General features: G+C 71.7%; 25 protein-coding genes. 17 read left to right on the plus strand and 8 right to left on the minus strand.

The window, feature by feature from the left end; translation table 11 throughout:
• Positions 1-2: 2 nt before the first annotated feature.
• From DAE25_RS16245 to DAE25_RS16255, 3 genes are all read right to left on the minus strand, one after another.
• Positions 3-1142, minus strand: coding sequence for a hypothetical protein (locus DAE25_RS16245; RefSeq protein WP_107767192.1), 1140 nt, complete (start codon positions 1140-1142; stop codon positions 3-5).
• Complete coding sequence (locus DAE25_RS16250) at positions 1139-3265, minus strand: multicopper oxidase family protein (RefSeq protein ID WP_199907637.1); 2127 nt, start codon at positions 3263-3265, stop codon at positions 1139-1141. The genes DAE25_RS16245 and DAE25_RS16250 overlap by 4 nt, the downstream gene beginning before the upstream one ends.
• 373 nt (positions 3266-3638) lie before the next feature.
• A complete protein-coding gene (locus DAE25_RS16255; RefSeq protein ID WP_107767194.1) occupies positions 3639-4022 on the minus strand; it encodes an AsnC family protein in 384 nt (127 codons plus the stop codon).
• A 165-nt stretch (positions 4023-4187) separates the two neighbouring features.
• Between DAE25_RS16255 and DAE25_RS16260 the strand changes: the two genes are divergently transcribed.
• Positions 4188-4793 carry an HAD-IA family hydrolase gene (locus DAE25_RS16260; RefSeq protein ID WP_159083792.1) on the plus strand — a complete coding sequence of 202 codons (606 nt, stop codon included), beginning with the start codon at positions 4188-4190 and terminating at the stop codon, positions 4791-4793.
• A gap of 6 nt (positions 4794-4799) precedes the next feature.
• On the opposite strand, the gene DAE25_RS16265 is transcribed toward DAE25_RS16260, so the two are convergent.
• Positions 4800-5372, minus strand: a complete 573-nt coding sequence (locus DAE25_RS16265; protein WP_107767196.1) for a 1-acyl-sn-glycerol-3-phosphate acyltransferase — start codon at positions 5370-5372, stop codon at positions 4800-4802.
• Positions 5373-5494: 122 nt separating this feature from the next.
• On the opposite strand from DAE25_RS16265, the gene DAE25_RS16270 reads away from it, so the two are divergent.
• Positions 5495-7291 (plus strand): ABC transporter ATP-binding protein, encoded by a 1797-nt coding sequence (locus tag DAE25_RS16270; RefSeq protein ID WP_234411097.1) that lies wholly within the window; start codon positions 5495-5497, stop codon positions 7289-7291.
• 56 nt (positions 7292-7347) lie between these two features.
• Positions 7348-9357 (plus strand): threonine--tRNA ligase, encoded by a 2010-nt coding sequence (gene thrS / locus DAE25_RS16275; RefSeq protein ID WP_407669392.1) that lies wholly within the window; start codon positions 7348-7350, stop codon positions 9355-9357.
• A gap of 11 nt (positions 9358-9368) precedes the next feature.
• Here the strand turns inward: thrS and DAE25_RS16280 are convergent, their stop codons facing one another.
• On the minus strand, positions 9369-9863 hold the full coding sequence (locus tag DAE25_RS16280) for a GNAT family N-acetyltransferase (RefSeq protein ID WP_107767199.1): 495 nt from the start codon (positions 9861-9863) through the stop codon (positions 9369-9371).
• Positions 9864-9897: 34 nt separating this feature from the next.
• Here DAE25_RS16280 and DAE25_RS16285 point away from each other — a divergent pair, with 34 nt between their 5' ends.
• Positions 9898-10437 (plus strand): HIT family protein, encoded by a 540-nt coding sequence (locus tag DAE25_RS16285; protein ID WP_107767200.1) that lies wholly within the window; start codon positions 9898-9900, stop codon positions 10435-10437.
• A 93-nt stretch (positions 10438-10530) separates the two neighbouring features.
• Positions 10531-11154 (plus strand): hypothetical protein, encoded by a 624-nt coding sequence (locus DAE25_RS16290; protein WP_199907638.1) that lies wholly within the window; start codon positions 10531-10533, stop codon positions 11152-11154.
• Between the two features lie 30 nt (positions 11155-11184).
• Here the strand turns inward: DAE25_RS16290 and DAE25_RS16295 are convergent, their stop codons facing one another.
• Together DAE25_RS16295 and DAE25_RS23600 are read right to left on the minus strand one after the other, a co-directional pair.
• Positions 11185-12327: a N(5)-(carboxyethyl)ornithine synthase gene (locus DAE25_RS16295; RefSeq protein WP_107767201.1), complete on the minus strand. Its 1143-nt coding sequence runs from the start codon at positions 12325-12327 to the stop codon at positions 11185-11187.
• On the minus strand, positions 12324-12461 hold the full coding sequence (locus DAE25_RS23600) for a hypothetical protein (RefSeq protein WP_199907639.1): 138 nt from the start codon (positions 12459-12461) through the stop codon (positions 12324-12326). The genes DAE25_RS16295 and DAE25_RS23600 overlap by 4 nt, the downstream gene beginning before the upstream one ends.
• A 71-nt stretch (positions 12462-12532) precedes the next feature.
• Between DAE25_RS23600 and DAE25_RS16300 the strand changes: the two genes are divergently transcribed.
• The 7 genes from DAE25_RS16300 to DAE25_RS16330 all read left to right on the plus strand — a co-directional run bounded on the left by DAE25_RS16300 (position 12533) and on the right by DAE25_RS16330 (position 18045).
• Complete coding sequence (locus DAE25_RS16300; RefSeq protein WP_234411098.1) at positions 12533-13288, plus strand: inositol monophosphatase family protein; 756 nt, start codon at positions 12533-12535, stop codon at positions 13286-13288.
• A 9-nt stretch (positions 13289-13297) separates the two neighbouring features.
• Positions 13298-13921, plus strand: a complete 624-nt coding sequence (gene pgsA, locus DAE25_RS16305) for a phosphatidylinositol phosphate synthase (protein ID WP_107767203.1) — start codon at positions 13298-13300, stop codon at positions 13919-13921.
• A 66-nt stretch (positions 13922-13987) separates the two neighbouring features.
• Complete coding sequence (pdxS, locus tag DAE25_RS16310) at positions 13988-14890, plus strand: pyridoxal 5'-phosphate synthase lyase subunit PdxS (RefSeq protein WP_107767204.1); 903 nt, start codon at positions 13988-13990, stop codon at positions 14888-14890.
• 298 nt (positions 14891-15188) lie between these two features.
• Positions 15189-15749, plus strand: a complete 561-nt coding sequence (locus DAE25_RS16315) for an alternate-type signal peptide domain-containing protein (protein ID WP_107767205.1) — start codon at positions 15189-15191, stop codon at positions 15747-15749.
• Positions 15750-15769: 20 nt separating this feature from the next.
• A complete protein-coding gene (locus DAE25_RS16320) occupies positions 15770-16375 on the plus strand; it encodes a signal peptidase I (RefSeq protein WP_107767206.1) in 606 nt (201 codons plus the stop codon).
• Positions 16376-16471: 96 nt separating this feature from the next.
• Positions 16472-17065 carry a M73 family metallopeptidase gene (locus DAE25_RS16325; RefSeq protein WP_107767207.1) on the plus strand — a complete coding sequence of 198 codons (594 nt, stop codon included), beginning with the start codon at positions 16472-16474 and terminating at the stop codon, positions 17063-17065.
• Entirely contained in the window at positions 17062-18045 is a 984-nt protein-coding gene (locus tag DAE25_RS16330) for a signal peptidase I (protein WP_107767208.1), read from the plus strand. Before DAE25_RS16325 ends, DAE25_RS16330 begins: the two co-directional genes overlap by 4 nt.
• 4 nt (positions 18046-18049) lie before the next feature.
• Here the strand turns inward: DAE25_RS16330 and DAE25_RS16335 are convergent, their stop codons facing one another.
• A complete protein-coding gene (locus DAE25_RS16335; RefSeq protein WP_107767209.1) occupies positions 18050-19180 on the minus strand; it encodes a serine hydrolase domain-containing protein in 1131 nt (376 codons plus the stop codon).
• A gap of 44 nt (positions 19181-19224) precedes the next feature.
• On the opposite strand from DAE25_RS16335, the gene pdxT reads away from it, so the two are divergent.
• The 5 genes from pdxT (at position 19225) to ruvB (ending at position 22999) form a co-directional block, all read left to right on the plus strand.
• Positions 19225-19821, plus strand: coding sequence for a pyridoxal 5'-phosphate synthase glutaminase subunit PdxT (pdxT, locus tag DAE25_RS16340; RefSeq protein ID WP_107767210.1), 597 nt, complete (start codon positions 19225-19227; stop codon positions 19819-19821).
• Between the two features lie 44 nt (positions 19822-19865).
• Positions 19866-20636 carry a YebC/PmpR family DNA-binding transcriptional regulator gene (locus tag DAE25_RS16345; RefSeq protein ID WP_056889593.1) on the plus strand — a complete coding sequence of 257 codons (771 nt, stop codon included), beginning with the start codon at positions 19866-19868 and terminating at the stop codon, positions 20634-20636.
• Positions 20637-20749: 113 nt separating this feature from the next.
• Positions 20750-21271 carry a crossover junction endodeoxyribonuclease RuvC gene (ruvC, locus tag DAE25_RS16350; RefSeq protein WP_107767211.1) on the plus strand — a complete coding sequence of 174 codons (522 nt, stop codon included), beginning with the start codon at positions 20750-20752 and terminating at the stop codon, positions 21269-21271.
• Positions 21268-21867, plus strand: a complete 600-nt coding sequence (ruvA, locus tag DAE25_RS16355) for a Holliday junction branch migration protein RuvA (protein WP_107767212.1) — start codon at positions 21268-21270, stop codon at positions 21865-21867. The genes ruvC and ruvA overlap by 4 nt, the downstream gene beginning before the upstream one ends.
• A gap of 13 nt (positions 21868-21880) precedes the next feature.
• Complete coding sequence (gene ruvB, locus DAE25_RS16360) at positions 21881-22999, plus strand: Holliday junction branch migration DNA helicase RuvB (protein WP_107767213.1); 1119 nt, start codon at positions 21881-21883, stop codon at positions 22997-22999.
• Positions 23000-23048 lie beyond the last annotated feature (49 nt).

Genomic DNA, 23048 nt, shown 5'->3' on the forward strand with positions numbered 1-23048 from the left:
CCTCACCCGGGGACGTGGCCGGTGCCGCTGGTGAGGTCGAGCCAGCCGAGGCCGCTGCCGCCCAGGCCGAGGGCGGTGACGGCGAGGAGCGCGACGAGGGCGATGAGGGTCGTGTCGACCGTGAGCAGGGGACGGCCCGCGAGGCGGTGGCGGCGGTGCCGGGCCCACGACCCGACGAGCACCAGCGTCGCGAGCTCGAGGGTCGCGGCCGCGAGGTCGGCCACACCCAGCGGCTCGGCGGCGCCCGCCTCCGGGCCCCAGGGGAGCCCGACCGTGCGGGACCACAGCCAGACCGCCAGGGGGACGGCGCTCACCAGTGCTGCCGCCGTCCACGAGACACGACCGCCGTGGTGCACGACGGCGCCTGCGGCGCCTGCCTGGACGCATGCCAGCGCCACGAAGAACGCGCCCGCGACCAGCCACTCCGACGCATGCTCGGGAACGACCGCGGCATGCAGGACCGCTGCCCCGACGAGTGCCGAGACGACCACGGCCGTCAGCCCGTCGCGGTGGTGGACCCCGATGCGGCGGTGACCACGTGGTGGGTCCCCGGCCCGGTCGAGGCGGAGTCGACCGCCGAGGAGCGCGGCCACCCAGCCGACGACCACCAGGTTCGTGGCCAGCACGAGCGCGCTCCCGAGACCCAGGGACTTCAGCTGCAGCAACGCAGTGCTCGTGCGCTGCGAGTCCAGGCAGTCTGCGACGCAGCTCCCGTGGGCCGTGTGCCCCAGCAGCGCCAGCTCCAGCCGGTAGTCGTAGAGGGAGCTGGCGGCCAGCGCGAGCACGCCGACCAGCGTGCCGGCGCCCACGAGCACGAGTGCCGTGCCGACCCGCGACGTGCCGCCGGCCGCAGCGGACGGGGTGCGTCGACGACGTACGACGCGGACGCAGAGCACCGCGGCGACGTACGTGGGGAGCAGCAACGTCGATTCGCGGACCCAGTCGGTGAACGGATCGGAGGTGCGCTCGATGGCACCCGCGACCTGACGCAGCGACACCACCCAGAACATGTCCGCGAAGGCCATCGAGGCCGCCAGCCCCAGGACGGTGAGCCACGCGACATCTAGGTTCCCGTCGTACACCCTCGGCTGCACGACCTCCGACCGCATCGCCGCCTGCGGGGGGCGGCTGACTGCGGTCATGGCGTGATCGACCAGCCGAACATCATGGAGTGGTCCTCGTGCGCCAGGTTGTGGCAGTGGGCGACGTAGGGCCCCACGAAGTCGCGGAACCCGCGGTACACGACGACCGACCCGTTCGGGTCCAGGGAGGCGAGGTCCTCCCGGGAAACGTCGTCGGGGTGGCCGCGCTGCGGGGTGGTGGTCACGTCGCGGCCGTTGCGCATCACCGTGCGGTGCTCCTCCATGTGCAGGTGGAACGGGTGCACCCAGCCGCCGCCACCGTTGCGGATCTCCCAGAGGTTGAAGCTGCCCATCCGCTGCTCGGCGAGCGGCCTCCGGCCGGCCGGGTTCTTCAGGCTCCGCGCGACGCTGTCCGGCTCGAACGGCTCGCCGTTGATCAGCCACTCGGTCTCTCCCCCCAGCGCGCCGCGCTTGACCTCGAAGATCAGCCGGTTCGGCATGAGGTCCTTCCAGCGCGGGGGCAGCGGGGGGAGGGGGCGCAGCACGGGCGGGACCTGGCTGTCGTCCGGTGCCGTGTCGCCGATGACGAACTTCAGGATCGGGACCTTGTACGCCGCGTCGGGTGACGACCGCGAGGAGCTCTCCCACATCCGGCCGTCGGGCATCTTCATCACGTTGGTCAGGTAGACGACGTCCCCCTTCGTGGTGGGGGATCCGTCGAGGTACCGGGTGAAGTCCACGACCACCTCGCGACGCTTGGCGGGCCACAGCTCGAAGCTGTCCCGCACCAGGGGGAAGGGAAGCAGCCCGCCGTCCGACGCGATCTGCGTGAAGCGCATGCACCGCTGGCCGTCAGGTATCCGGTACTGCCCCTGGAGCTCGTCGTCGACGTACCCCAGGGAGGCCGCCGACCGTGGACCCTGGGTGGAGCTCATCAGCGCCAGCTCGTAGATCCGGGCGACGGACGCGTCCAGGAAGCGGAAGCGGTACTTCCGACGCTTCACCTCCAGCGCCGGGTAGGCCACGCCGTTGACACCGAAGACGTCCCCGACGAACCCGTGGTTGGGGAAGTGCTTGAAGAACGTCGTGCCCCACCACTCCGGGTGCTCGGCCGGGTTGCCCGTCCCCGGGAAGTCGCCCTGGGTGTCGTGGATGTCGTGGTGCAGGGTCACGCCGTCGTCGAGGCTCAGGTCGTGGAGGGCGAGGGGGATGTGGTAGGCGACGTCGAACGCGCCATCGGCGCGGTCGGTCCGGACACCCGGAAGCCGGAGCCCGCGCCGCTCGTCGCCCATGTCCATCGCGTTAGTCGGGTCGTAGATGGGATAGAGCCCGACCATGCCCTTGTAGACGTTGGAGCCGGTGTGGTCCATCCGGTGGTCGTGGAACCAGAAGAAGCTCTGCTTCTCCCGCTCGTCCCCGCCGGCGGGCCAGTTCAGGTAGAGGTTGTCGACCCAGGTGCCGGGCAGGTAGCCCATGCTCCTCGGCCCACTCGTCATCGCGTAGTGCGGGTTGCCGTCGCTCTCGGGCGCGGTGTGCCCGTTGTGCAGGTGGGTGAGGAACGACCAGTCCGGTGCCCCGAAGTCCTGGCGGTCGAGGGCGTAGGGGTTCTCGTCGAGCCGGTTGACGAACCGGACGAGGACCGGCCTGCCGTACTCCGCGTTGATCATCGGCCCCGGGAAGGTGCCGTTGAACCCGTAGATCGTGCTCGGCGGCAGCGTCCGCTCCGTGCCGGGGGCGAAGACGCGGCCCTCACGGTCGAAGGACTCGGTCGGCCTGCCCTCGTCGTCGATGGGGAGGACCTTCGACGTGGTCCAGGAGTGGGGTCGCACCAGCAGCTCGATCTGGTAGACGATCGGGTCGGGATACCCCACCTGGGACGGCCACTTCTGATGCCGTTCGTTGCGCAGCGAGCTCTGTTCCCCCAGTCCCGGGCCCGGGGGGAGGCTCCAACCCCTGACGTCCGACAGGGCCACCGGGGCCAGCGCGCGGGGCACGGGCAGCTGGTCCTCGAACGGGTGCAGGATCAGCGGGCTGATGGGGAAGTGCTCGGTGTAGAACACCGCGTCGGCCAGTGCGGTGCCCACCGCGGAGAAGACGCCGTCGGGGGACAGGAGCCCACGCTGGGCCAGAAGGGGACTCCAGGCGGCGTGGGCGGAGACTCCGAGGAGACCGGCCGTCCCCACCGCCCCGGTCCTCAAAAACAGTCGGCGCGACACCTGGGCGGCGGCTGGGGGTTCTTCCGGGCTCACGGTGCCTCCTCGACCTCACGGGACGCCGAGACGAGGCCGGACGAACGCCCCGGACGGTCCGGGCCTTGGAGCTCCGCGACCGGCCGTCGGACCCTCGGGACGCTACTCGCGGCCGCTTGGGCTTCCCTTGGGACCGGGAGGAGGTCAGGGACAGATCAGGGACACGATGTGCGCGTCCTGCAGGACACGGACGCGTGCGTCAGGGTAGTCTTGACGAGGCGGGTGACGGACTGACCCCGCCGCGCTGTGGGTTGGGCTGCACGGGGGTGAGCCCAACCCACAGCCCACGTCCCGGACGGCCCGTGTGTCAGGCGGAGACGTTGCTCTTGCGGGTCTTGCTCCCGGCGAAGCGCTCCCAGGCGGCTTGCCGCGACACCCCGAGCGCCTGTCCGATCTCCGCCCAGGAGAGGTGCCGCTCACGCGCCATCTGCACCCACTCGCCGAGGAAGCCGTTGACCTGCGTCGCGGTGTCGGCGATCAGGGGGAGCTTGGCGAGGATCTCGGTGTCGGACATCTCGTCCCACGGCGGCCGCGAGATCGTCTCCAGCAGCTCGGGCGAGCTGAACTTGTGGTGGTAGAACTCGAGGCAGTCGACGCACATCATGGCGCCGAGCCCGCCCGCGAACCGCGTCTCCGACGTCCCCTGGAGCCCGCAGAAGGAGCACGACTTGTTGGCGGAGTTGAAGTCCATGCCGGGTCCCCTCAGGTCTGCGATCGGTTCCGGGCCGTCGTGGAGGAGAGTGCCCCCCGGCGTGCTGCCCTTCCGCCCAGCATGACACACGGGGTGGCGCCCCACCCGGGCCACGAGCAACGGCCTCGACGTTTGCCCGCGCTCCGACCGGGTCAGGGTGCACGCATGAGAATCAAGGCGGTGGTGTGCGACATCGGGGGAGTGCTCGAGGTCATCGACGACTCGGTGTTCCCCGGGCCCTGGCCGGCGCGGCTGGGGCTGACCGACGCGGGGTTCGCCGAGCGGCTCGAGGGCCTCGACGGCGATGCTCTGGTCGGTGCGGTCACCTGGCCCGAGGTCCTGGGCCACTGGCGCTCGCGCCTCGGGCTCGACGAGGACCGCGCGCACGCCCTCGGGGAGGACTTCTGGCGCTGGTACGTCGGCACGCCCGACGAGCGTCTCGTCGCCTGGTTCGCGGGGCAACGGCCGGCCCTGCTCACCGCGATCCTGTCCAACTCGGGACCGGGGGCGCGCGAGCGGGAGCGCCACCACGGCTTCGAGGGGATCGTCGACCACCTCGTCTACTCCCACGAGGTCGGGCTGGCCAAGCCCGACGCGGCGGTCTACACGCTCACGGCCTCGCGGCTCGGCGTACGACCGGACGAGGTGCTCTTCCTCGACGACGTCGAGGCCAACGTCGAGGCGGCCCGCGCCGCCGGGTGGCACGCGGTGCTGCACCAGGAGACGGAGCGGTCCATCGCCGAGATGGAGCGCATCATCGCCGGGGCGTGAGCGGTGTCAGCCCTCGTTGCGCAGCCGCGGCTCGGTGCGCTTCTCCGGGTGCAGGCCGTGCTTGTCGGCGTAGAACGCGCGCACCAGGTCCATGTCGGCGGACAGGTCACCGGTCGGGGTGAAGGTCGGTCCCACGCCCACCGTGCGGGTCGGACCGTCCATGAACGCCAGCGTGATCGGCAACCCGGTCTGCTGCGAGAGGCGGTAGAAACCGGACTTCCAGTGGTCGGACCTGCTGCGGGTCCCCTCGGCGGCGATCGCGAGGAGGAACTCGTCGGACTTCCCGATGCGGTCGATGAGTGCGCGGATGTCCGCGGCCGGGTGGGCCCGGTCGATCGACACCGCTCCGGTGGCCCGCATCACCGGCGCGAGCGGGCCCTTGAAGAACTCCTGCTTCACCATGATCCGGGGGTGCCGGCCCTGGCTCCACGCCAGGAGCAGCGAGAAGACCCAGTCCCAGTTGGAGGTGTGCGGCGCACCCACCACGATGCCGTGCGACGGCAGCGTCCCCTCGGTGCGCCAGCGCACCAGTCGCAGGGCGGTGCGGGCGAGACGGGGACGGACGACCATGCGGGACATGGGCGCAGGTTAGCGGTGGCACCGGACGGTGAGGAGCCCCGCACCGGCGCCGATGCCCGGCGTCGGGTTAGGGGCACCTAACCTACGAGGGTTCGACCTGACGACCCAGCAACGGAGCAATCGTGTCCCCAGCAACCAGCCACGACGCGGACCGACCCCTCCGCGCGCTGTGGAAGCGGTACGGCGCCTACCGGGGGCGCTTCGTCGGAGCGGTCGTGGCGTCGACCGTCAACAAGGTCGCCGACGTGATGCCCGAGCTGCTGATCGGGGCCGCCGTGGACGTCGTCGTCCGCGGTGACGCGTCCTTCGTGGGCGAGCTGCTGGGCGTCGAGTCCCGTTATGCCCAGCTGGGCTGGATCGCGGCCGTCAACGTCGTGGTGTGGATCATCGAGTCCGTCTCCGACTACATCGCGAGCGTGCTGTGGCGAGGCCTCGCCCAGGGCGTCGAGCACGACCTGCGGGTCGAGGCCTACGACCACGTGCAGCACCTCGACCTCGGCTGGCACGAGTCGCGTCCCGCCGGTGCCACGCTGGCCACCCTCAACGACGACGTCAACCAGCTCGAGCGGTTCCTCGACATCGGCGCACCCGCGATCCTGCAGACGACGCTCAACGTGCTGCTCGTCGGTGCCGTCTTCGCGGCCGCCTCGGGACAGCTGCTGGTGCTGGCCTTCCTCCCGATCCCGCTCATCGTCATCGGGTCGCTGGTCTTCCAGCGCCGCCTCGAGCCCCTCTACGTCCACGTCCGCAGCGCCGTGGCGGACCTGTCCGGCACCCTCAGCGCCAACCTGGCCGGCATCGCGACGATCAAGGCGTTCACCGCCGAGGACCGCGAGCGCGACCGGGTGCGTGCGGTGTCCCAGGCCTACCGCGACGCCAACACGACGGCGATCCGCTCCTCGGCCGCCTTCGTGCCACTCGTGCGGATGGCGATCCTCGCCGGCTTCACCTGCACCCTGCTGCTCGGCGGCTGGGCCACCCTGCGGGGCGACCTCGAGGTCGGTCTCTACTCCGTGCTCGTCTTCATGACCCAGCGGCTGCTCTGGCCACTCACCGACGTGGCCGAGGTGCTGGACCTCTACCAGCGCGGGCGGGCGTCGACGGCGCGCATCCTCGGCCTGCTCGAGGAGCCGGTCTCGGTCAAGGCCGGGGCCACCGCGCTGGCGCGCCCGGTGGCGGGACGGATCGAGCTGCAGGGCGTGCGGGCCGGGTACGGCGAGGGGCCAGACGTGCTGCACGGCATCGACCTGGTCGTCCCGGCGGGGGAGACCCACGCGATCGTCGGCGCCACCGGGTCGGGCAAGTCGTCCCTGCTGCGCCTGGTGCTCCGCTTCGACGACCCGCGCTCGGGGCGCGTGCTCCTCGACGGGCAGGACGTCCGCGACCTCGACTGGGACTCGCTGCGCGGGTCGATGGGCTACGTCGCCCAGGACGTCTTCATGTTCGCCGGCTCCATCGCCGACAACATCTCCTACGGCCGTCCGGAGGCGACCCGGGAGCAGGTCCGGGCGGCCGCCGACGCGGCCGCCGCGCTCGACTTCGTCGAGCGGCTGCCCGACGGCCTGGACACGTGGGTCGGGGAGCGGGGCGTCACCCTCTCCGGCGGCCAGCGCCAGCGGCTCGCCCTGGCCCGGGCGCTGCTGCGCGACCCGTCCGTGCTCGTGCTGGACGAGGCCACCAGTGCCGTCGACAACGAGACCGAGGCCGCCATCCAGCGGTCCCTGCGGCAGGCCACGGCCGGGTGCACCGCGCTCGTCGTCGCCCACCGCCTCTCCACCGTCCGGCACGCGCACTGCATCTGGGTGCTCGACGCCGGGCGGGTCATCGAGGCCGGCACCCACGACGAGCTGGTGGCGCGCGACGGCGCGTACGCCGCCCTCTGGCGGGTCCAGACGGGGGAGCAGGTCGTGGTCGGCTAATGCGGTCGAGCCGCGCCCGGACCGGCCGATAGCATCGCCCTGTCCGCACCACCTGCATGCAGAAGGAGCACCCCGTGTCCGAGATCAAGGTCGTCCGCACCCACGCTGGCCAGCGTGAGGAGCAGACCCTGACGACGGGCACCAAGGCCTGGGAGCTCTTCCGGGACGACGCCGACGTCATCGCCGCCCGCGTCGGGGGCGAGCTCCGCGACCTGGCCCACGAGCTGCGCGACGGCGACGAGGTCGAGGGCGTCGAGATGGCCAGCAAGGACGGCCGCGACATCCTGCGCCACTCCACCGCCCACGTCCTGGCCCAGGCGGTGCAGCAGATCTGGCCCGAGGCCCGCCTCGGCATCGGCCCGCCGGTGGAGAACGGCTTCTACTACGACTTCGACGTCGAGACCCCCTTCGTGCCGGAGGACCTCGCCAAGATCGAGACCGCGATGCGCAAGATCATCAAGGCCAACCAGCGCTTCGAGCGCCGGGTCACCACCGATGCCGACGCGCTGACCGAGCTCCAGGACGAGCCCTACAAGATCGAGCTCATCGGGCTCAAGGGTGGTGCCGGGACTGCTGACACCGAGGGCGCCAGCGTCGAGGTCGGGGCCGGCGAGCTCACCATCTACGACAACATCGGTCGTGACGGCCAGGCTGCCTGGTCCGACCTGTGCCGTGGCCCCCACCTGCCGACCACCAAGCGCATCCCGGCGTTCAAGCTGATGCGCAGCGCGGCGGCGTACTGGCGCGGCGACGAGAAGAACAAGCAGCTCCAGCGCATCTACGGCACCGCGTGGGAGACCAAGGAGGCGCTCGAGGAGCACCTCCACCGGATCGAGGAGGCCGAGCGGCGCGACCACCGCAAGCTCGGTCGCGAGCTCGACCTCTACTCCTTCCCGGACGAGATCGGCTCCGGCATGGCGGTCTTCCACCCGCGCGGTGGCGTCATCAAGCGGGAGATGGAGGACTACGTCCGCCGTCGGCACCTCGAGGAGGGCTTCGACTACGTCGGCACCCCGCACATCAGCAAGGACGGCCTGTTCCACACCTCCGGGCACCTGCCCTACTACGCGGACACCATGTTCCCGCCGATGGAGATGGAGCACGCGGAGTACCGCCTCAAGGCGATGAACTGCCCGATGCACAACCTGATCTACCGCTCGCGCCAGCGCTCCTACCGCGAGCTGCCGCTGCGGTTCTTCGAGTTCGGGTCGGTCTACCGCTACGAGAAGTCCGGCGTGGTCCACGGCCTGACCCGGGTCCGCGCGATGACCCAGGACGACTCGCACTCCTACGTCACCCCCGAGCAGGCGCCCGCCGAGGTCGAGCACCTGCTCACCTTCGTGACCGGTCTGCTCAAGGACTTCGGGCTCGACGACTACTACTTCGAGCTGTCCACCCGCGACGACTCCAAGCCCGACAAGTTCATCGGCTCCGACGAGCAGTGGCAGACCGCCACCGAGGTCCTGGAGACCGCCGCGCTGAAGTTCGGTGTGGACCTCGTCCCCGACCCGGGCGGCGCCGCGTTCTACGGCCCCAAGATCTCGGTGCAGGCCAAGGACGCGATCGGTCGCACCTGGCAGATGTCGACCATCCAGTACGACTTCAACCAGCCGGCGGTCGACCGCTTCAACCTCGAGTACGTCGCCACCGACGGCACCCGCAAGCAGCCGGTGATGATCCACTCCGCCAAGTTCGGCTCGATCGAGCGGTTCATCGGCGTCCTCGTCGAGCACTACGCCGGCGCCTTCCCGCCCTGGCTCGCGCCCGTCCAGGTCCAGGCGATCCCGATCGCCGAGCGCCACAACGACTACCTGTACGACGTCGCGCGGCGGATGAAGGTGGCCGGGCTGCGGGTCGAGGTCGACGACTCCGACGACCGGATGCAGAAGAAGATCCGCAACGCGCAGCTGCAGAAGGTGCCGTTCATGATGATCGCCGGCGACGACGACGTGGAGAAGGGCGCGGTCTCCTTCCGCTACCGCGACGGGCGCCAGGACAACGGGGTCCCCCTCGAGGAGGCCATCGAGCGGGTCGCGTCCGCCGTGGCGTCCCGCGAGCAGGTCTGAGCGGAGGGGCGTCAGCCGGGTGCGACGTCCTTGACGTAGCGCCGGCACGGCGAGGTGAAGTGCTCACCGAGGGCGACCACGTCATAGGCGAGGTCGCCCTCGTCGCGCCAGCCGTGACGGGCGTAGAACGCCCGTGCGCGCGCGTTGCCGACCACCACGGCGAGCCAGGCTGACGAATGGCCCGCGGCGGCGACCTGCCGCTCGGCCTCGGCGAGCAGCAGGTCCGCCACGCCGGATCCGCGGAAGGCCCGGTCGACGTAGACCTGCTCGACCTCGTCGCCCGCGACCATGATGAAGCCGGCCACGACGCCGTCGACGTCGGCGACGGTCGTGTCGTCGGTGCCGGCGATCCGGAGCTCGACGCGCTCGCGGAACGCCCCCGGCGTACGCCGCCGGGTCAGGCCGTCGGGGACGTGGCCGCGGTGGCCGTCGTGCCAGCCGCGGTGGAACAGCTCGGCGACCTGGGCGGCATCGTCGGCGGTGGCGGGACGGAGGACCGGGGTCACGGCCGGACCCTACCGGCCCTCTAGGATCCCCGGCATGGGCGACAACGGTGAGGGGGCGTCCGTCGGGGTGCCCCCGGACGGGCTCGAGCGGCTGTGGACGCCCTACCGGATGGCCTACGTGCGGTCGGACACGACCGCGGAGGGCTGTCCCTTCTGCCGCATCCCGCAGGGTGTCGACGAGGACAACCTCGTGGTCGCCCGCGGTGCGACGACGTACGCCGTGCTCAACCTGCACCCCTACAACCCCGGGCACCTCATGGTGCTGCCCTACCGTCACGTCGCGGACCTCGAGGACCTCACGGCCGAGGAGTCGGCGGAGCTGATGGCGATGACCCAGCAGGCGATCCGCACCATCCGCGCCGTCAGCGCCCCGCACGCGTTCAACGTGGGGATCAACCTCGGCGGCCCGGCCGGCGGCTCGCTGGCCGACCACCTGCACCAGCACGTCGTACCGCGCTGGTCGGGGGACGCCAACTTCATCACGGTGATCGGGGCGACCAAGACGCTGCCGCAGCTGCTGGAGGACACCCGCGACCTGCTCGCCAAGGCCTGGCACGACCTGTCCGAGGACTGACCGCCCGCCACCCCTTGCCCCGGGCTGCGGACAGGAGGAATCTGGACGGACCGGTGGCGCCACCGGGGTGCCACCTCGGGTGCGGAGGTGCACATGATGTATGCACGCTCGACGTCGATCACCGGCGATGCCGCTCAGATCGACGCCTGTGTCGCGTTCCTGCGCGAGGAGGTCATGCCCACGATCACGGGGATGGACGGGTGCATGGGGATCTCCCTGCTCGTCGACCGTGACGTCGGCCGCTGCATAGCCACGACGTCCTGGGCGGGGGAGGACGAGATGCGGGCCACCGAGGGCCAGGTGGTCCCGCTGCGCGACCGCGCGAGCCGGATGATGGGTGGGGAGGCGGTCGTCGACGAGTGGGAGATCGCGGTGATGCACCGCGAGCACGAGACCGAGGAAGGCTCCTGGTGCCGGGTCACCTGGATGCAGTGCGATCCCGCCGAGCTCGAGTCGATGATCGACTTCTTCAAGGACACGGTCCTGGTGCGGCTCGAGGCCGACGACGACTTCTGCAGCGCCAGCTTCTTCGTGGACCGGGGCTCCGGGCGGTGCTGCGGCACGGCACGGTTCGCGACGCGCGAGGCCCTCGAGGCGACGCGGGAGATGGCGAGGCGGATGCGCGACGAGCGCAGCGCGACGTCACGGACCACCTTCCCCGACATCGCGGAGTGCGAGCTGGTCCTCGCGCACCTGCGGGTGCCGGAGCTGGTCTGAGGTCGCAGGGGTGGGCGCCGGGCGCCGCGTCTACCCGACGGGGTGGGGATGCTCCGGTGCACGCCCCTGGAAGGCCAGGATGGCGGGGTTCTGGATCCGCCCGGCGCGGATCTCGATGGCCCGGCTGATGGTCTCGTTGCCGTCCCAGGCGTCGGGGCCCGAGAGGACCGTCTCCACGAAGGGCAGCAGGGCCTCGCTGTTCTCCCAGGTCGCCGAGTTCCAGAGGTACGACGGGCTGTGGTCGACGGCGTAGTAGTGCACGCGGTCGGCCACGGTGAACATCGGCTCGTCGAAGGTCGTGGGGGTGGCCCACGAGAAGCCCATGCCCTCGTCGCAGGACACGTCCACGATCAGGCTGCCCTGCCGGAAGGCACCGAGGTCCTCGGTCTGCAGGTAGGTCAGCGGCGCCGACGTGTCCTGGAACGTGCAGTTGACGACGATGTCGTTCTCGGCGAGGTACGCCGCCAGGGGCTCTCTACCGCGATCGGTGATCACGTGGCTCACGCCGGCCTCGCGCGGGTCGTGGTCGAACTGCCGGATCCGCACCGAGTGGATCGGCGAGCCGACCGCCGCCACACCACGGGTGGTCAGCACGGCGACGTCGCCCACGCCGTGGGCCTTCAGCGCGGTCACGGCGCCGCGGGCGGTGGCGCCGAAGCCGATCACCACGGCGCTGAGCCGGCGGCCGTAGTCACCGGTGATGCCGACGAGCTCCATCGCCTGCAGCACCGAGCAGTAGCCGGCCAGCTCGTTGTTCTTGTGGAAGACGTGCAGGCCGACGTGGCCGTCCACCGTCCAGTGGTTCATCGCCTCGAAGGCGATCAGCGTCAGCTCCCGGTCGATCGCCAGCTGGGTCAGCTCCGGGTCCTGGACGCAGTGCGGCCAGCCCCAGAGGACCTGGCCGGCGTGCATGGCGGCCACGTCCTCGTGCTGGGGCTTGGGCAGCACCACGACGTCGGAGCCGGTGATGATCTCCTCGCGGGTCGCGAAACCGGCCACGTGCTCGCCGAGCTCCTCGTCGGAGCGGCCGAAGCGCGCGCCGTACCCGTGCTCGAGGGTGATCTGCCGGGCGAGGGCGGGGTCGAGGCGGGACAGGTGCTCGGGGTGCAGCGGGAGGCGGTGCTCGTTCTCCTTGGAGGAAGTGCCGACCACGCCGAGGCGCAGGAGGCTCACTTCTTCTTGTGGGGAGTGAGGCCCTCGACGGCGGTGGTGGCCCCCGCGGCCTTGGCGTGCTTCTCGGCCCGCTTCTCCTTGATGGACTTGCCGGACTTCTTGGACATGCCCTGCCGTGGCGACTTGTCGGCCATCGGGACTCCCTGGTTGGAAGCCTGGATGGCTCCGTGCGGCCACAGTACGCCGCCCCGGTAGCGTGCGGGACGTGGATGACGCCCAGCTGGCCGCCGAGCTCGTCCGGGAGGCCGGCACGCTGGCCGCCGCGATGCGCCGTGACGGCCTCGACGCCGAGACCAAGACCCACGTCTCCGACATCGTGACGGCCGCCGACCGGGCGGCAGAGCGCCTGGTCGTCGAGCGGTTGCGCGAGGCGCGGCCCGACGACGCGATCGTGGGGGAGGAGGGTGCCGACCACACCGGCACGAGCGGCCGCACCTGGGTCATCGACCCCGTCGACGGCACCTACAACTTCCACCGCGGGCTCGACTGGTGGTGCTCGGCGCTGGCGCTGGTCGACGGCGACGACGTCGTCCTCGGTGCCGTGCACCACCCGCAGCAGGACGCGACGTACGTCGGGGGGCCGGGGCTGCCGCCCACCCGCGACGCGGTGCCGCTGGCGCCGCTCGAGGACCGTCCGCTCGCGGAGTGCTGCGCCACGACCTACCTCCACCCGCCGTTCTACGACGGCGAGGTGGGTGCCGCGTTCGCCCGCGCCGTCGCCGGTGTCGCGACCCTGCGGATGATGGGCTCCGGCACGCTGGACGCGATGGCCATCGCCGAGGGCCGGTGCGACGTGCTCTTCCAGCACTCGGTCCCCGACTGGGACCGGCTCCCGGGCGCCGCGATCGTCCGCGGAGTGGGCGGCGAGTCCCGCGTGGTGGAGGCGGGCGGCCGGTCGTGGCACGTCCTCGGGGTCCCGAGCGCGGTGGCCGAGGTCTGCGAGCGGCTCCGGCAGGAGTAGCCTGCGGCCGTGCTCGACAGGTTCAAGCAGTTCTGGCAGGGCGTCATGCTCGCGCCCTTCGTCAACCTCTTCATCCGTCTCGGCATCAGCCCCGACGTGGTGACGCTGGTCGGCACCGCCGGCCTGGCCTTCGGGGCGCTCTGGTTCTTCCCGCAGGGGATGGTCTGGCAGGGCGTCCTGTTCATCACCGCCTTCGTCTTCAGCGACCTGATCGACGGTGCGATGGCCCGCAAGGCCGGTCGCACCGACGACTTCGGTGCCTTCCTCGACTCCACGCTGGACCGGGTCGCCGACGGCGCGCTCTTCGCCGGCGCGGCGCTCTACTTCGCCTGGGTGGTGGAGGACCGCCTGTACGTCGCGCTGTGCCTGGTGGTGCTGGTGATGGGCGCGGTCACGTCGTACGCCCGGGCCAAGGCCGACCACCTCGGCTACGACGCCAAGGTCGGCATCGCCGAGCGCCCGGACCGGCTCGTCGGCTTCCTCGTCCCGGCCTTCTTCGCCGACGTCCTCGACCTGCCCTGGCTGCTCGAGGCCGCCCTGTGGATCCTGGCCGTGGCGGCCACGGTGACCGTGGCCCAGCGCATCTGGACCGTCCGCCGCCAAGCACTCGCCCGCGCCGCCTCGCGGGGCTGATCCCGGGCCCATCCACGGCCCGGTCCCGACGTACGGACACGCCCGCCGCGGACGTACGATGCGGCCATGTCCGACTCCCCGCAGACCCCCACCACCGGCACCTCGCGCGTCAAGCGCGGGATGGCCGAGATGCTGAAGGGCGGCGTCATCATGGACGTCGTCACCGCCGAGCAGGCGAAGATCGCCGAGGACGCCGGCGCGGTCGCCGTGATGGCCCTCGAGCGGGTCCCCGCCGACATCCGCGCCCAGGGCGGCGTGTCCCGGATGAGCGACCCCGACATGATCGACTCGATCATCGAGGCCGTCTCCATCCCGGTGATGGCCAAGGCCCGCATCGGCCACTTCGCCGAGGCCCAGGTCCTCCAGTCGCTGGGCGTCGACTACATCGACGAGTCCGAGGTGCTGACCCCGGCCGACTACACCAACCACATCGACAAGTGGCAGTTCACCGTCCCCTTCGTGTGCGGGGCCACCAACCTGGGCGAGGCGCTGCGCCGCATCACCGAGGGCGCGGCGATGATCCGCTCCAAGGGCGAGGCCGGCACCGGCGACGTCTCCAACGCGGTGATGCACATGCGCACCATCGGCGGCGAGCTGCGCCGACTGCACGGGCTGTCCGAGGACGAGCTGTACGTCGCGGCCAAGGAGCTCCAGGCGCCGTACGACCTGGTCAAGGAGGTCGCCCGGGCCGGCAAGCTGCCCGTCGTGCTCTTCACCGCCGGTGGCATCGCCACCCCGGCCGACGCCGCGATGATGATGCAGCTCGGTGCCGAGGGCGTCTTCGTCGGGTCGGGCATCTTCAAGTCCGGCAACCCGGCGCAGCGCGCCGAGGCGATCGTCAAGGCCACGACCTTCTTCGACGACCCCGACGTGGTCGCCAAGGTGAGCCGCGGGCTCGGCGAGGCGATGGTCGGCATCAACGTCGACGAGATCCCGCAGCCGCACCGGCTCTCCGAGCGCGGTTGGTGACGACCGCCCGACGCCCCGCACCACCCCGCCCACAGGACAGCCCCGACGCCACCGGCGCCGGGGCTGTCGTGGTCCCGGCCGCGACGAGCCACGACCATGACACGGACGGGCTACTCACCCACCCCTGTCCAGCCGGCCCGATCGAGGCTGTCCAACAGTGCGTTCACAAGTGATCCACGGCCGGTGAACGGGACCTTTACTTTGGCAATTCCGCGCCGGGCGCGGCTTCAGGATCGTCTCAAGAGGTTCCGGTCCCGGGCCTCGCACAGACCTCGTCGAAGCAGAAGGATCACTCCCCATGAAGAACACCACCAAGGGTGCTTTCGCCGCCTCCGCCGCCGCCGTCCTGCTGCTCGGCGGGGCCGGCTCGCTGGCCTACTGGTCCGACGCGGAGACGATCAAGGGCGGCGACGTCACGGCGGGCAGCCTGTCCCTGGACGCCCCCACGTGCGACGCGAGCTGGAAGTACGCCGCGGGCAAGGCCGGAGCGGGCAACACCGTCGCGCGGTTCGTCCCCGGCGACGTCATCACCAAGAACTGCACGTTCACGGTCCGGGGCTCCGGTGACAACCTGACGGCCAACCTGGCCACTCCCGCCACCTACGCCGTCACCGGCACGAACGTCACCGCCACCGTCACTGCGGCGTACAAGCTCGGCACGGCCACCATGGCCAACCCGGCCGTCGTCACCGCCGCCGACAACGGCAAGGTCGTCACCGCCGCCATCACCGTCACCTTCCCGTACGGCACGGACGAGAACGCCGCGACCAAGACCAACACCAACACCATGCAGGGCTCGGTCGCGACGCTCGACGACATCGCGGTCACCCTCACCCAGGCCAACCCGAACCAGAGCTGAGTCGGACGGGGACTCCTCCGATGAGGTCTGTACTGGGATGGGCCGGCCAGGTGTTCGCCTGGCTGGTCATCCTGGTCATGGTGGTGGTCCTCGCCGCAGCCGTGCTGGTCCCGCGGCTCGGCGGGGCCACGCCGTACACCATCCTCACCGGGTCCATGCAGCCTGAGATGCCTCCGGGCACCCTCGTGGTGGTCAGGCCGGTCGGGCCGAGTGACATCTCGGTCGGCACCGTGATCACCTACCAGCTCGAGTCGGGCAAGCCGACCGTCGTCACCCACCGGGTGACCGCCGTCGGTGTCGACGCCACGGGCGAGCTGCGCTTCACCACCCAGGGAGACGCCAACAACACTCCCGACGCGGCCACCGTGCGCCCGGTCCAGATCCGCGGCGAGCGGTGGTACTCGGTCAGCCACCTGGGCCACCTCAACACCCTTCTCAGCGGTCAGGAGCGTCAGATGGCCGTCTACGCTGCCGCCGCCCTCCTGCTCGGCTACGCGGGTTACCAGTTCCTCGTCGCACTCTCGGGCCGCACGCGCCACCGCGACCCTGCGGCCCCGGCCGGTCCTGGCACCGACAGCGACGGGACGGCCGAGAGGGTCGCGGAGCCCGCGGAGAGCCTCACGTGAAGCGGCTCGCGACGCTGCTCGTCGCGGCTACCCTGATGGGGATGGGGCTCGCGCTGGTCGCGGCACGGCGCCGACGCGACCACGAGGGGGCCACCCGTGCGACTGCGTGACGAGCCCCTGCTGCACGTGCTGGGCTCGGTCCGGGTCCGCGCGGTCCTCGCCCTCGGCATCCTCGTGGCCCCGCTCGGGGTCAACACGATGGCGTACTGGTCCTCGCGGGTCGTCCTGGCGCCCGGCACCGTCCAGGCCGGCACCCTCGACCTCACGGTCAACGGCGCGAACTCGCTGGCCGAGGCCGGACTGACGGTCGGCAACATGGCACCGGGGGCAACCACGGCCGCCGTGTTCACCGTGAGGAACGCCAGCGCGGGCGGCAACGCCGTGCTCACCTACACCGTCCACGCGACGGCCGCCGACGCCGCTCCCGCCGGCACGTCCGCGGCCCTGGTCGCCAAGGTCACCACGGCGTCCACCGTGACCACCTCCGGGACGAACAAGACCTGCGGGGGCACGGTCGTCACCACCGCAGCGACGTTCAACGGCCCCCTCGTCGCCGCGCCTCGTGAGCTCGGCGTCGGCGCCAGCCAGACCCTGTGCGTCCAGGCGAGCCTGGCTGCAGACGCCCCCGCCGGGGGAAGGTCCACGATCACGATGACCTTCAAGGCCGTCCAGAAGAACCCGAACCCATGATGATCGACATCTCGCCCGCACCCGCGCCGTCCTCCCGCACGCACGGCTTGCCCGGGGCCGCTGGCGCGGTGCTCACGGTGGCAGCGGCACTCGGGGCGCTGTCCCTGGTGGCCGCGGTGGTGTTCGCCGTCGCCGGCGTCACCCCCCTGATCTTCACCTCCGGCTCGATGAGTCCCGAGATCCCGACCGGCTCCCTGGCCCTGGCGCGCACGACGCCGGTCGGCGACCTCGCGGTCGGCGACGTCGTCTCGGTGCCGGACGCCGTGGGGACCCGGGTCACCCACCGCGTGGTCGCGATCGATCCCCGGGGCCTCACGCTCAAGGGGGACGCCAACCTGTCAGCAGACTCCGGCACCTACGCGGTCGCGGACGCGGACAAGGTCCTGGTGTCCGTGCCGTACGCCGGGACGGCCCTGTCGGCAGTGACGGGGCCAAGAGGACGGGGTGCGCTCGTCCTGCTGGGGGCGCTCGTCCTGCTGTCCCTGGTGTGGCCGCGTGCCGGGGTGCGTCTCGCCCGCGCCGAGCGTGTCGCGGTGCTCGCCGCCCTCACGGTCGTGATCGGTGTCGGCGCCGGTGTGGCCCGGGCTCCGGAGGGCACCTCGGCCTTCTGGACCGACAGCGTCGACGCCACGAGCACGGTGTCCGTGGCCGTGCCGGTCCTCCCGCAGCTGACAGGCACCAGCTGCCAGACCAGCTCGGGCAAGGACGTGAGGCTCAGGTGGGCCGACGTGCCTGCGGACGACGACTTCCTGGTGGAGGCACTGCGCAGCGGTCAGGTCGTCGACTCCGTGACCAGGGACGACAGTGCGCCCAATGTCGAGATCAGCGGGAGCGCCAACGGCGGTGGCGCCCAGCTGTTCCTGCCTGACGGCACGTACGCCATCCGCGTGACGGCACGCGACAATGGTGTGGCCCACCGGTCCAGCACCTTCACGATCACGGTGTTCAACGGTGCTCGGGAGGTCCGCTGCGGGACGTGACGGCTCAGCGCACCGCCTCGGTGACCACACGGGCAGCGTCCGCGAAGCCGTAGCCCGCACCACCCGAGAGGTCCGGCCGGCCCAGCCGCACCACGACGGTCCGCGAGCGCGGGTCGACCAGCAGCACCTGGCCGCCGAGACCGATCGCGGCGTACGTCGACGACGGCGCCCCCGGGGCGAGCTGGCCACTGACCGGGGTGAGCGGTTGGCCGTCCGCGTCCACCGCATCGGTGGCGCCGCGGAGCGGGCCGGGACGGTTGAGCCACCACAGGAAGCCGTACGCCGCGTTGTGCACGGTCGAGGACGAGCCGACCGACTTCCGCACCCAGTCGCGGGTGACGATCCGCTTGCCGTCCACGGCGCCCCGCCCGAGGTAGAGCGTGCCGAACCTGGCCAGGTCCAGGCAGGTGGTCTGGAGGCCGAAGAAGACCGTGGTCGAGCGTCCGCTCGCGTCGCGCACCATCCGGGTGTGGGTCATGCCCAGCGGCGCGAACAGCCGTCGGGCGGCGAACCGGTCGACGGGCATGCCGGTGGCCCGTCGGAGCACCGCGTCGAGCACCTGGATCGCCGCGTTGTTGTAGGCCCACGCACTGCCCGGGGCGTGCTGCTGGGTCAGCCCGACGGCGTACGCCGTGCGGTTGCGGGCCTGCACCAGGGTGCCGTAGTCGGAGTCGAAGGACCAGAAGCGCCCGCTGTCGTTGGAGAGCAGGTGGCGCACCGTGACGGCGGCCGACGGGGTCCCGCGCCACTGCGGGACGTAGCGCGCCACGCGGTCGTCGAGGCGCAGCGATCCGTCGCGGACGGCGATGCCGACGAGGGCGCTGGTGACGGACTTGGTGATGGAGAAGACCTCGCGCGGCGTGGTCCGTCTCGTGCCCCAGTTCCAGTCGCGGGCGAGGCGACCCTTGCGGACGACGGCGTAGCAGGTCGAGTCCGCCTGCCTCGCCTCGGTGGCCAGGGCGTCGAGACGGGCGGGCCGCAGCCCGAGGGCCGCGGGACTGGCGGTGGGCCAGCCGTCGATCGTCGTCCGCGGGGGCGGCGCGGGCGCGGGCGCGGTGCCGGCCGGCGTCGCGCCGAGGACGAGCAGCGCGGACAGCAACGGGGTGGCGAGCGCCGCGGTGCGGAAGGACCTCATGGGGCCCGAGGATACGGCCGGTGCGGTCCGTAGGATCCTCGCTCGTGAACCAGACCATCGGCGTCCTCGCGCTGCAGGGCGACGTGCGCGAGCACCTGCGGGCCCTCGCCTCCTGCGGCGCGGACGCGATCGCCGTACGCCGGCCCGCCGAGCTCGCCGCCGTCGACGGCCTGGTCCTGCCGGGCGGTGAGTCGACCACGATGGTCAAGCTGGCCCGGATCTTCGACCTGCTCGAGCCGCTGCGGGAGCGGGTCGCCGACGGGCTGCCGGCCTTCGGCACGTGTGCCGGGATGATCCTGCTGGCCGACCGGGTCGAGGACGGCGCGCCCGGCCAGGAGACGGTGGGTGGCCTCGACATCACGGTGCGGCGCAACGCCTTCGGGCGACAGGTCGACTCCTTCGAGGAGGACCTCCACGTCGAGGGACTCGACGACCCCGTGCACGCCGTCTTCATCCGCGCCCCGTGGGTCGAGGAGGTCGGTCCGCGCGTCGAGACACTGGCGCGCGTCGCGGCAGGACCGGCCGCCGGTAGGATCGTCGGCGTTCGCCAGGGTCACCTGATGGCGACCTCCTTCCATCCGGAGGTCGGCGGGGACACCCGGATCCACCAGATGTTCGTGGACCTCGTGCGCAAGGGCTGACCGAGCGGACCACGCCGTACTGCACCGGAGAAGAAGAGGGACCCATGTCTGGCCACTCCAAGTGGGCGACCACGAAGCACAAGAAGGCCGCGATCGACGCCAAGCGCGGCAAGCTGTTCGCCAAGCTCATCAAGAACATCGAGGTGGCGGCCAAGCAGGGCGGCGGTGACCCCTCCGGCAACCCGACGCTCTTCGACGCGATCCAGAAGGCGAAGAAGAGCTCGGTCCCCAACGACAACATCGACCGCGCCGTCAAGCGCGGCTCGGGGGCCGAGGCCGGCGCTGCCGACTACCAGACGATCATGTACGAGGTCTACGGCCCGCAGGGCGTCGCGCTGCTCGTCGAGTGCCTCACCGACAACCGCAACCGTGCGGCCATGGAGGTCCGCACCGCGGTGACCCGCAACGGCGGCACGCTCGCCGATCCGGGCTCGGTGTCGAGGCTCTTCACCCGCAAGGGCGTCGTCGTGGTGCCCAAGACGCAGGAGACCCGCGAGGTCTCCGAGGACGACGTCCTCGAGGCGACGCTCGACGCCGGCGCCGAGGAGGTCAACGACCTCGACGAGGTGTTCCAGGTGCAGTCCGAGGCCACCGACGTCGTCGAGGTCCGCACGGCCCTCCAGGCGGCCGGCATCGACTACGACTCCGCGGACGTCGAGTTCGTGGCGAGCATGGAGATCCCGGTCGCCGACAGCGACTCGGCGGGCAAGGTGTTCCGCCTCGTCGACGCGCTCGAGGACCTCGACGACGTCCAGAACGTCTTCACCAACGTCGACGTCCCCGACGAGGTGCTCGCCCAGCTCGAGGACGCCTGACGGACCCGTCCGCCGCGCGTGTCGTACGCCGACTCCGCCGCGCCGCTTGTTAGCGTGCTCGTGCGAACAGATGTTCGGACGGCTGGCAGGACGACGGTGAGGAGGTGGGTGCCATGCGCGTGCTCGGCATAGACCCCGGCCTCACCCGCTGCGGCGTCGGCGTGGTCGAGGGCTCGCTCGGACGCCCGCTGAGCCTCGTCGACGTCAACGTGCTGCGCACCAGCGCCGGCATCCCGGTCGCCGAGCGGCTGGTGACCATCGAGAAGGGCCTCGACGCCTGGCTCGACGAGTTCCAGCCGGACGCCGTGGCGGTGGAGCGGATCTTCGCGCGCTCCGACTCCAGCACCATCATGGGCACGGCCCAGGCCAGCGGCATCGCCCTCGTGGTCGCCGCCCGGCGCGGGCTCCCCGTCGCCATGCACACGCCGAGCGAGGTCAAGGCCGCCGTGTCCGGCAGCGGACGCGCCGACAAGGCCCAGGTGACCGCCATGGTGACGCGCATCCTGCGCCTCGACGCGCCGCCCAAGCCCGCCGACGCCGCCGACGCCCTCGCCCTGGCCATCACCCACATCTGGCGCGGCAGCGCCCAGGCACGCATCGACGCCGCGCTGGCCGCGGCCGGGAGGAAGCAGTGATCGCATTCGTCCGGGGCGAGGTCGCCGCCGTCACGCTCACCAGCGCCGTCCTCGAGGTCGGCGGTGTCGGTCTCGAGCTCATGTGCACGCCCGGCACGCTCGCGACCCTGCGCGTCGGCCGCGAGGCGATGCTGCCCACCAGCATGGTGGTCCGCGAGGACTCACTCACCGTGTTCGGCTTCCTCGACGAGGACGAGAAGCAGGCCTTCGAGCTCGTCCAGACCGCATCGGGCGTGGGTCCCAAGCTCGCGCAGGCGATGCTCGCGGTGCTCTCGCCCGACGACCTGCGGGTCGCGGTCGCGGCCGAGGACGTCAAGACCCTCACCCGGGTGCCCGGCATCGGGCAGAAGGGCGCCCAGCGCATCATCCTCGAGCTCCGCGACCGCATCGGCTCCCCGGTCGGCTCCGGCAGCCGTACGTCGCCCGCGGCCGCGGCGGCGCCGTGGCGCGACCAGGTCCAGCAGGGGCTGGTGGGCCTGGGCTGGTCGGCCAAGGAGGCCGACAAGGCCATCGAGGCCGTCTCCGGCGATGCCGGACCGAGCCCCGACGTGCCCGCCCTGCTGCGCGCTGCGCTCCGCACGCTGAGCAAGGCCTGAGGGGGCGGGTCCGATGCCGATCGACTGGGACGACACGGGGCTGGACGACGGCGACGTCGACCTCGCCGGGGCCGAGCTGACCCCGGCCGAGGCCGCGCACTTCCGCCGGCTGACCGACGCGGAGGCCGACGGCGACGAGCGGGCCGTCGAGGCCGCCCTGCGTCCCCGGAGCCTGGACGAGGTCGTCGGACAGACCCGGGTCCGCGACCAGCTCGGACTGGTCCTCGAGGCCGCGCGCCGGCGGGGCAAGGCCCCCGACCACGTGCTGCTGTCCGGACCGCCCGGCCTGGGCAAGACGACGCTGGCGATGATCATCGCGGGGGAGATGTCCTCCCCGCTGCGCCTCACGAGTGGTCCGGCGATCACCCACGCCGGGGACCTGGCCGCGATCCTGTCGGGGCTCAACGAGGGCGACGTCCTCTTCGTCGACGAGATCCACCGGATGTCGCGCCCCGCCGAGGAGATGCTCTACATGGCGATGGAGGACTTCCGGGTCGACGTCGTCATCGGCAAGGGTCCCGGGGCCACGGCGATCCCGCTCGAGATCCCGCCCTTCACCCTGGTCGGAGCCACCACCCGGGCCGGCCTGCTTCCCGGTCCGCTGCGCGACCGCTTCGGATTCACGGCCCACCTCGAGTTCTACGAGCCGCACGAGCTCGACCTCATCGTCCACCGGTCCGCCGGCCTGCTCGGGGTCGAGCTGACCGCCGAGGGGTCCTCCGAGATCGCCTCCCGGTCGCGCGGCACCCCGCGCATCGCCAACCGGCTGCTCCGCCGCGTGCGCGACTACGCCCAGGTGCGCGCCGACGGCATCGTGACGCTGCCCGTCTCCCGCTCGGCGCTCGAGCTCTACGAGGTCGACGAGTCCGGCCTCGACCGCCTCGACCGGGCGGTCCTCGACGTGCTGTGCCGCCGCTTCGGGGGTGGGCCCGTGGGGGTCGCCACCCTGGCCGTCGCGGTGGGGGAGGAGCGCGAGACCGTCGAGGAGGTCGCCGAGCCCTTCCTCGTGCGGTCGGGGCTGCTCGCCCGCACCCCCCGTGGGCGGGTCGCCACCCGTGCCGCGTGGCACCACCTGGGCCTCTCGATGCCCGCCGGTGCCGGCATCGAGGGCTCGCTGTTCGACGACGTGTGACCCGGCCCGCACCGGCCACGTACACTCCACCGTTGGTCCCTCCCGACTG

Origin of the sequence: Nocardioides terrigena, from assembly GCF_003047265.1 — a bacterium.
Taxonomy (GTDB): domain Bacteria; phylum Actinomycetota; class Actinomycetes; order Propionibacteriales; family Nocardioidaceae; genus Nocardioides; species Nocardioides terrigena.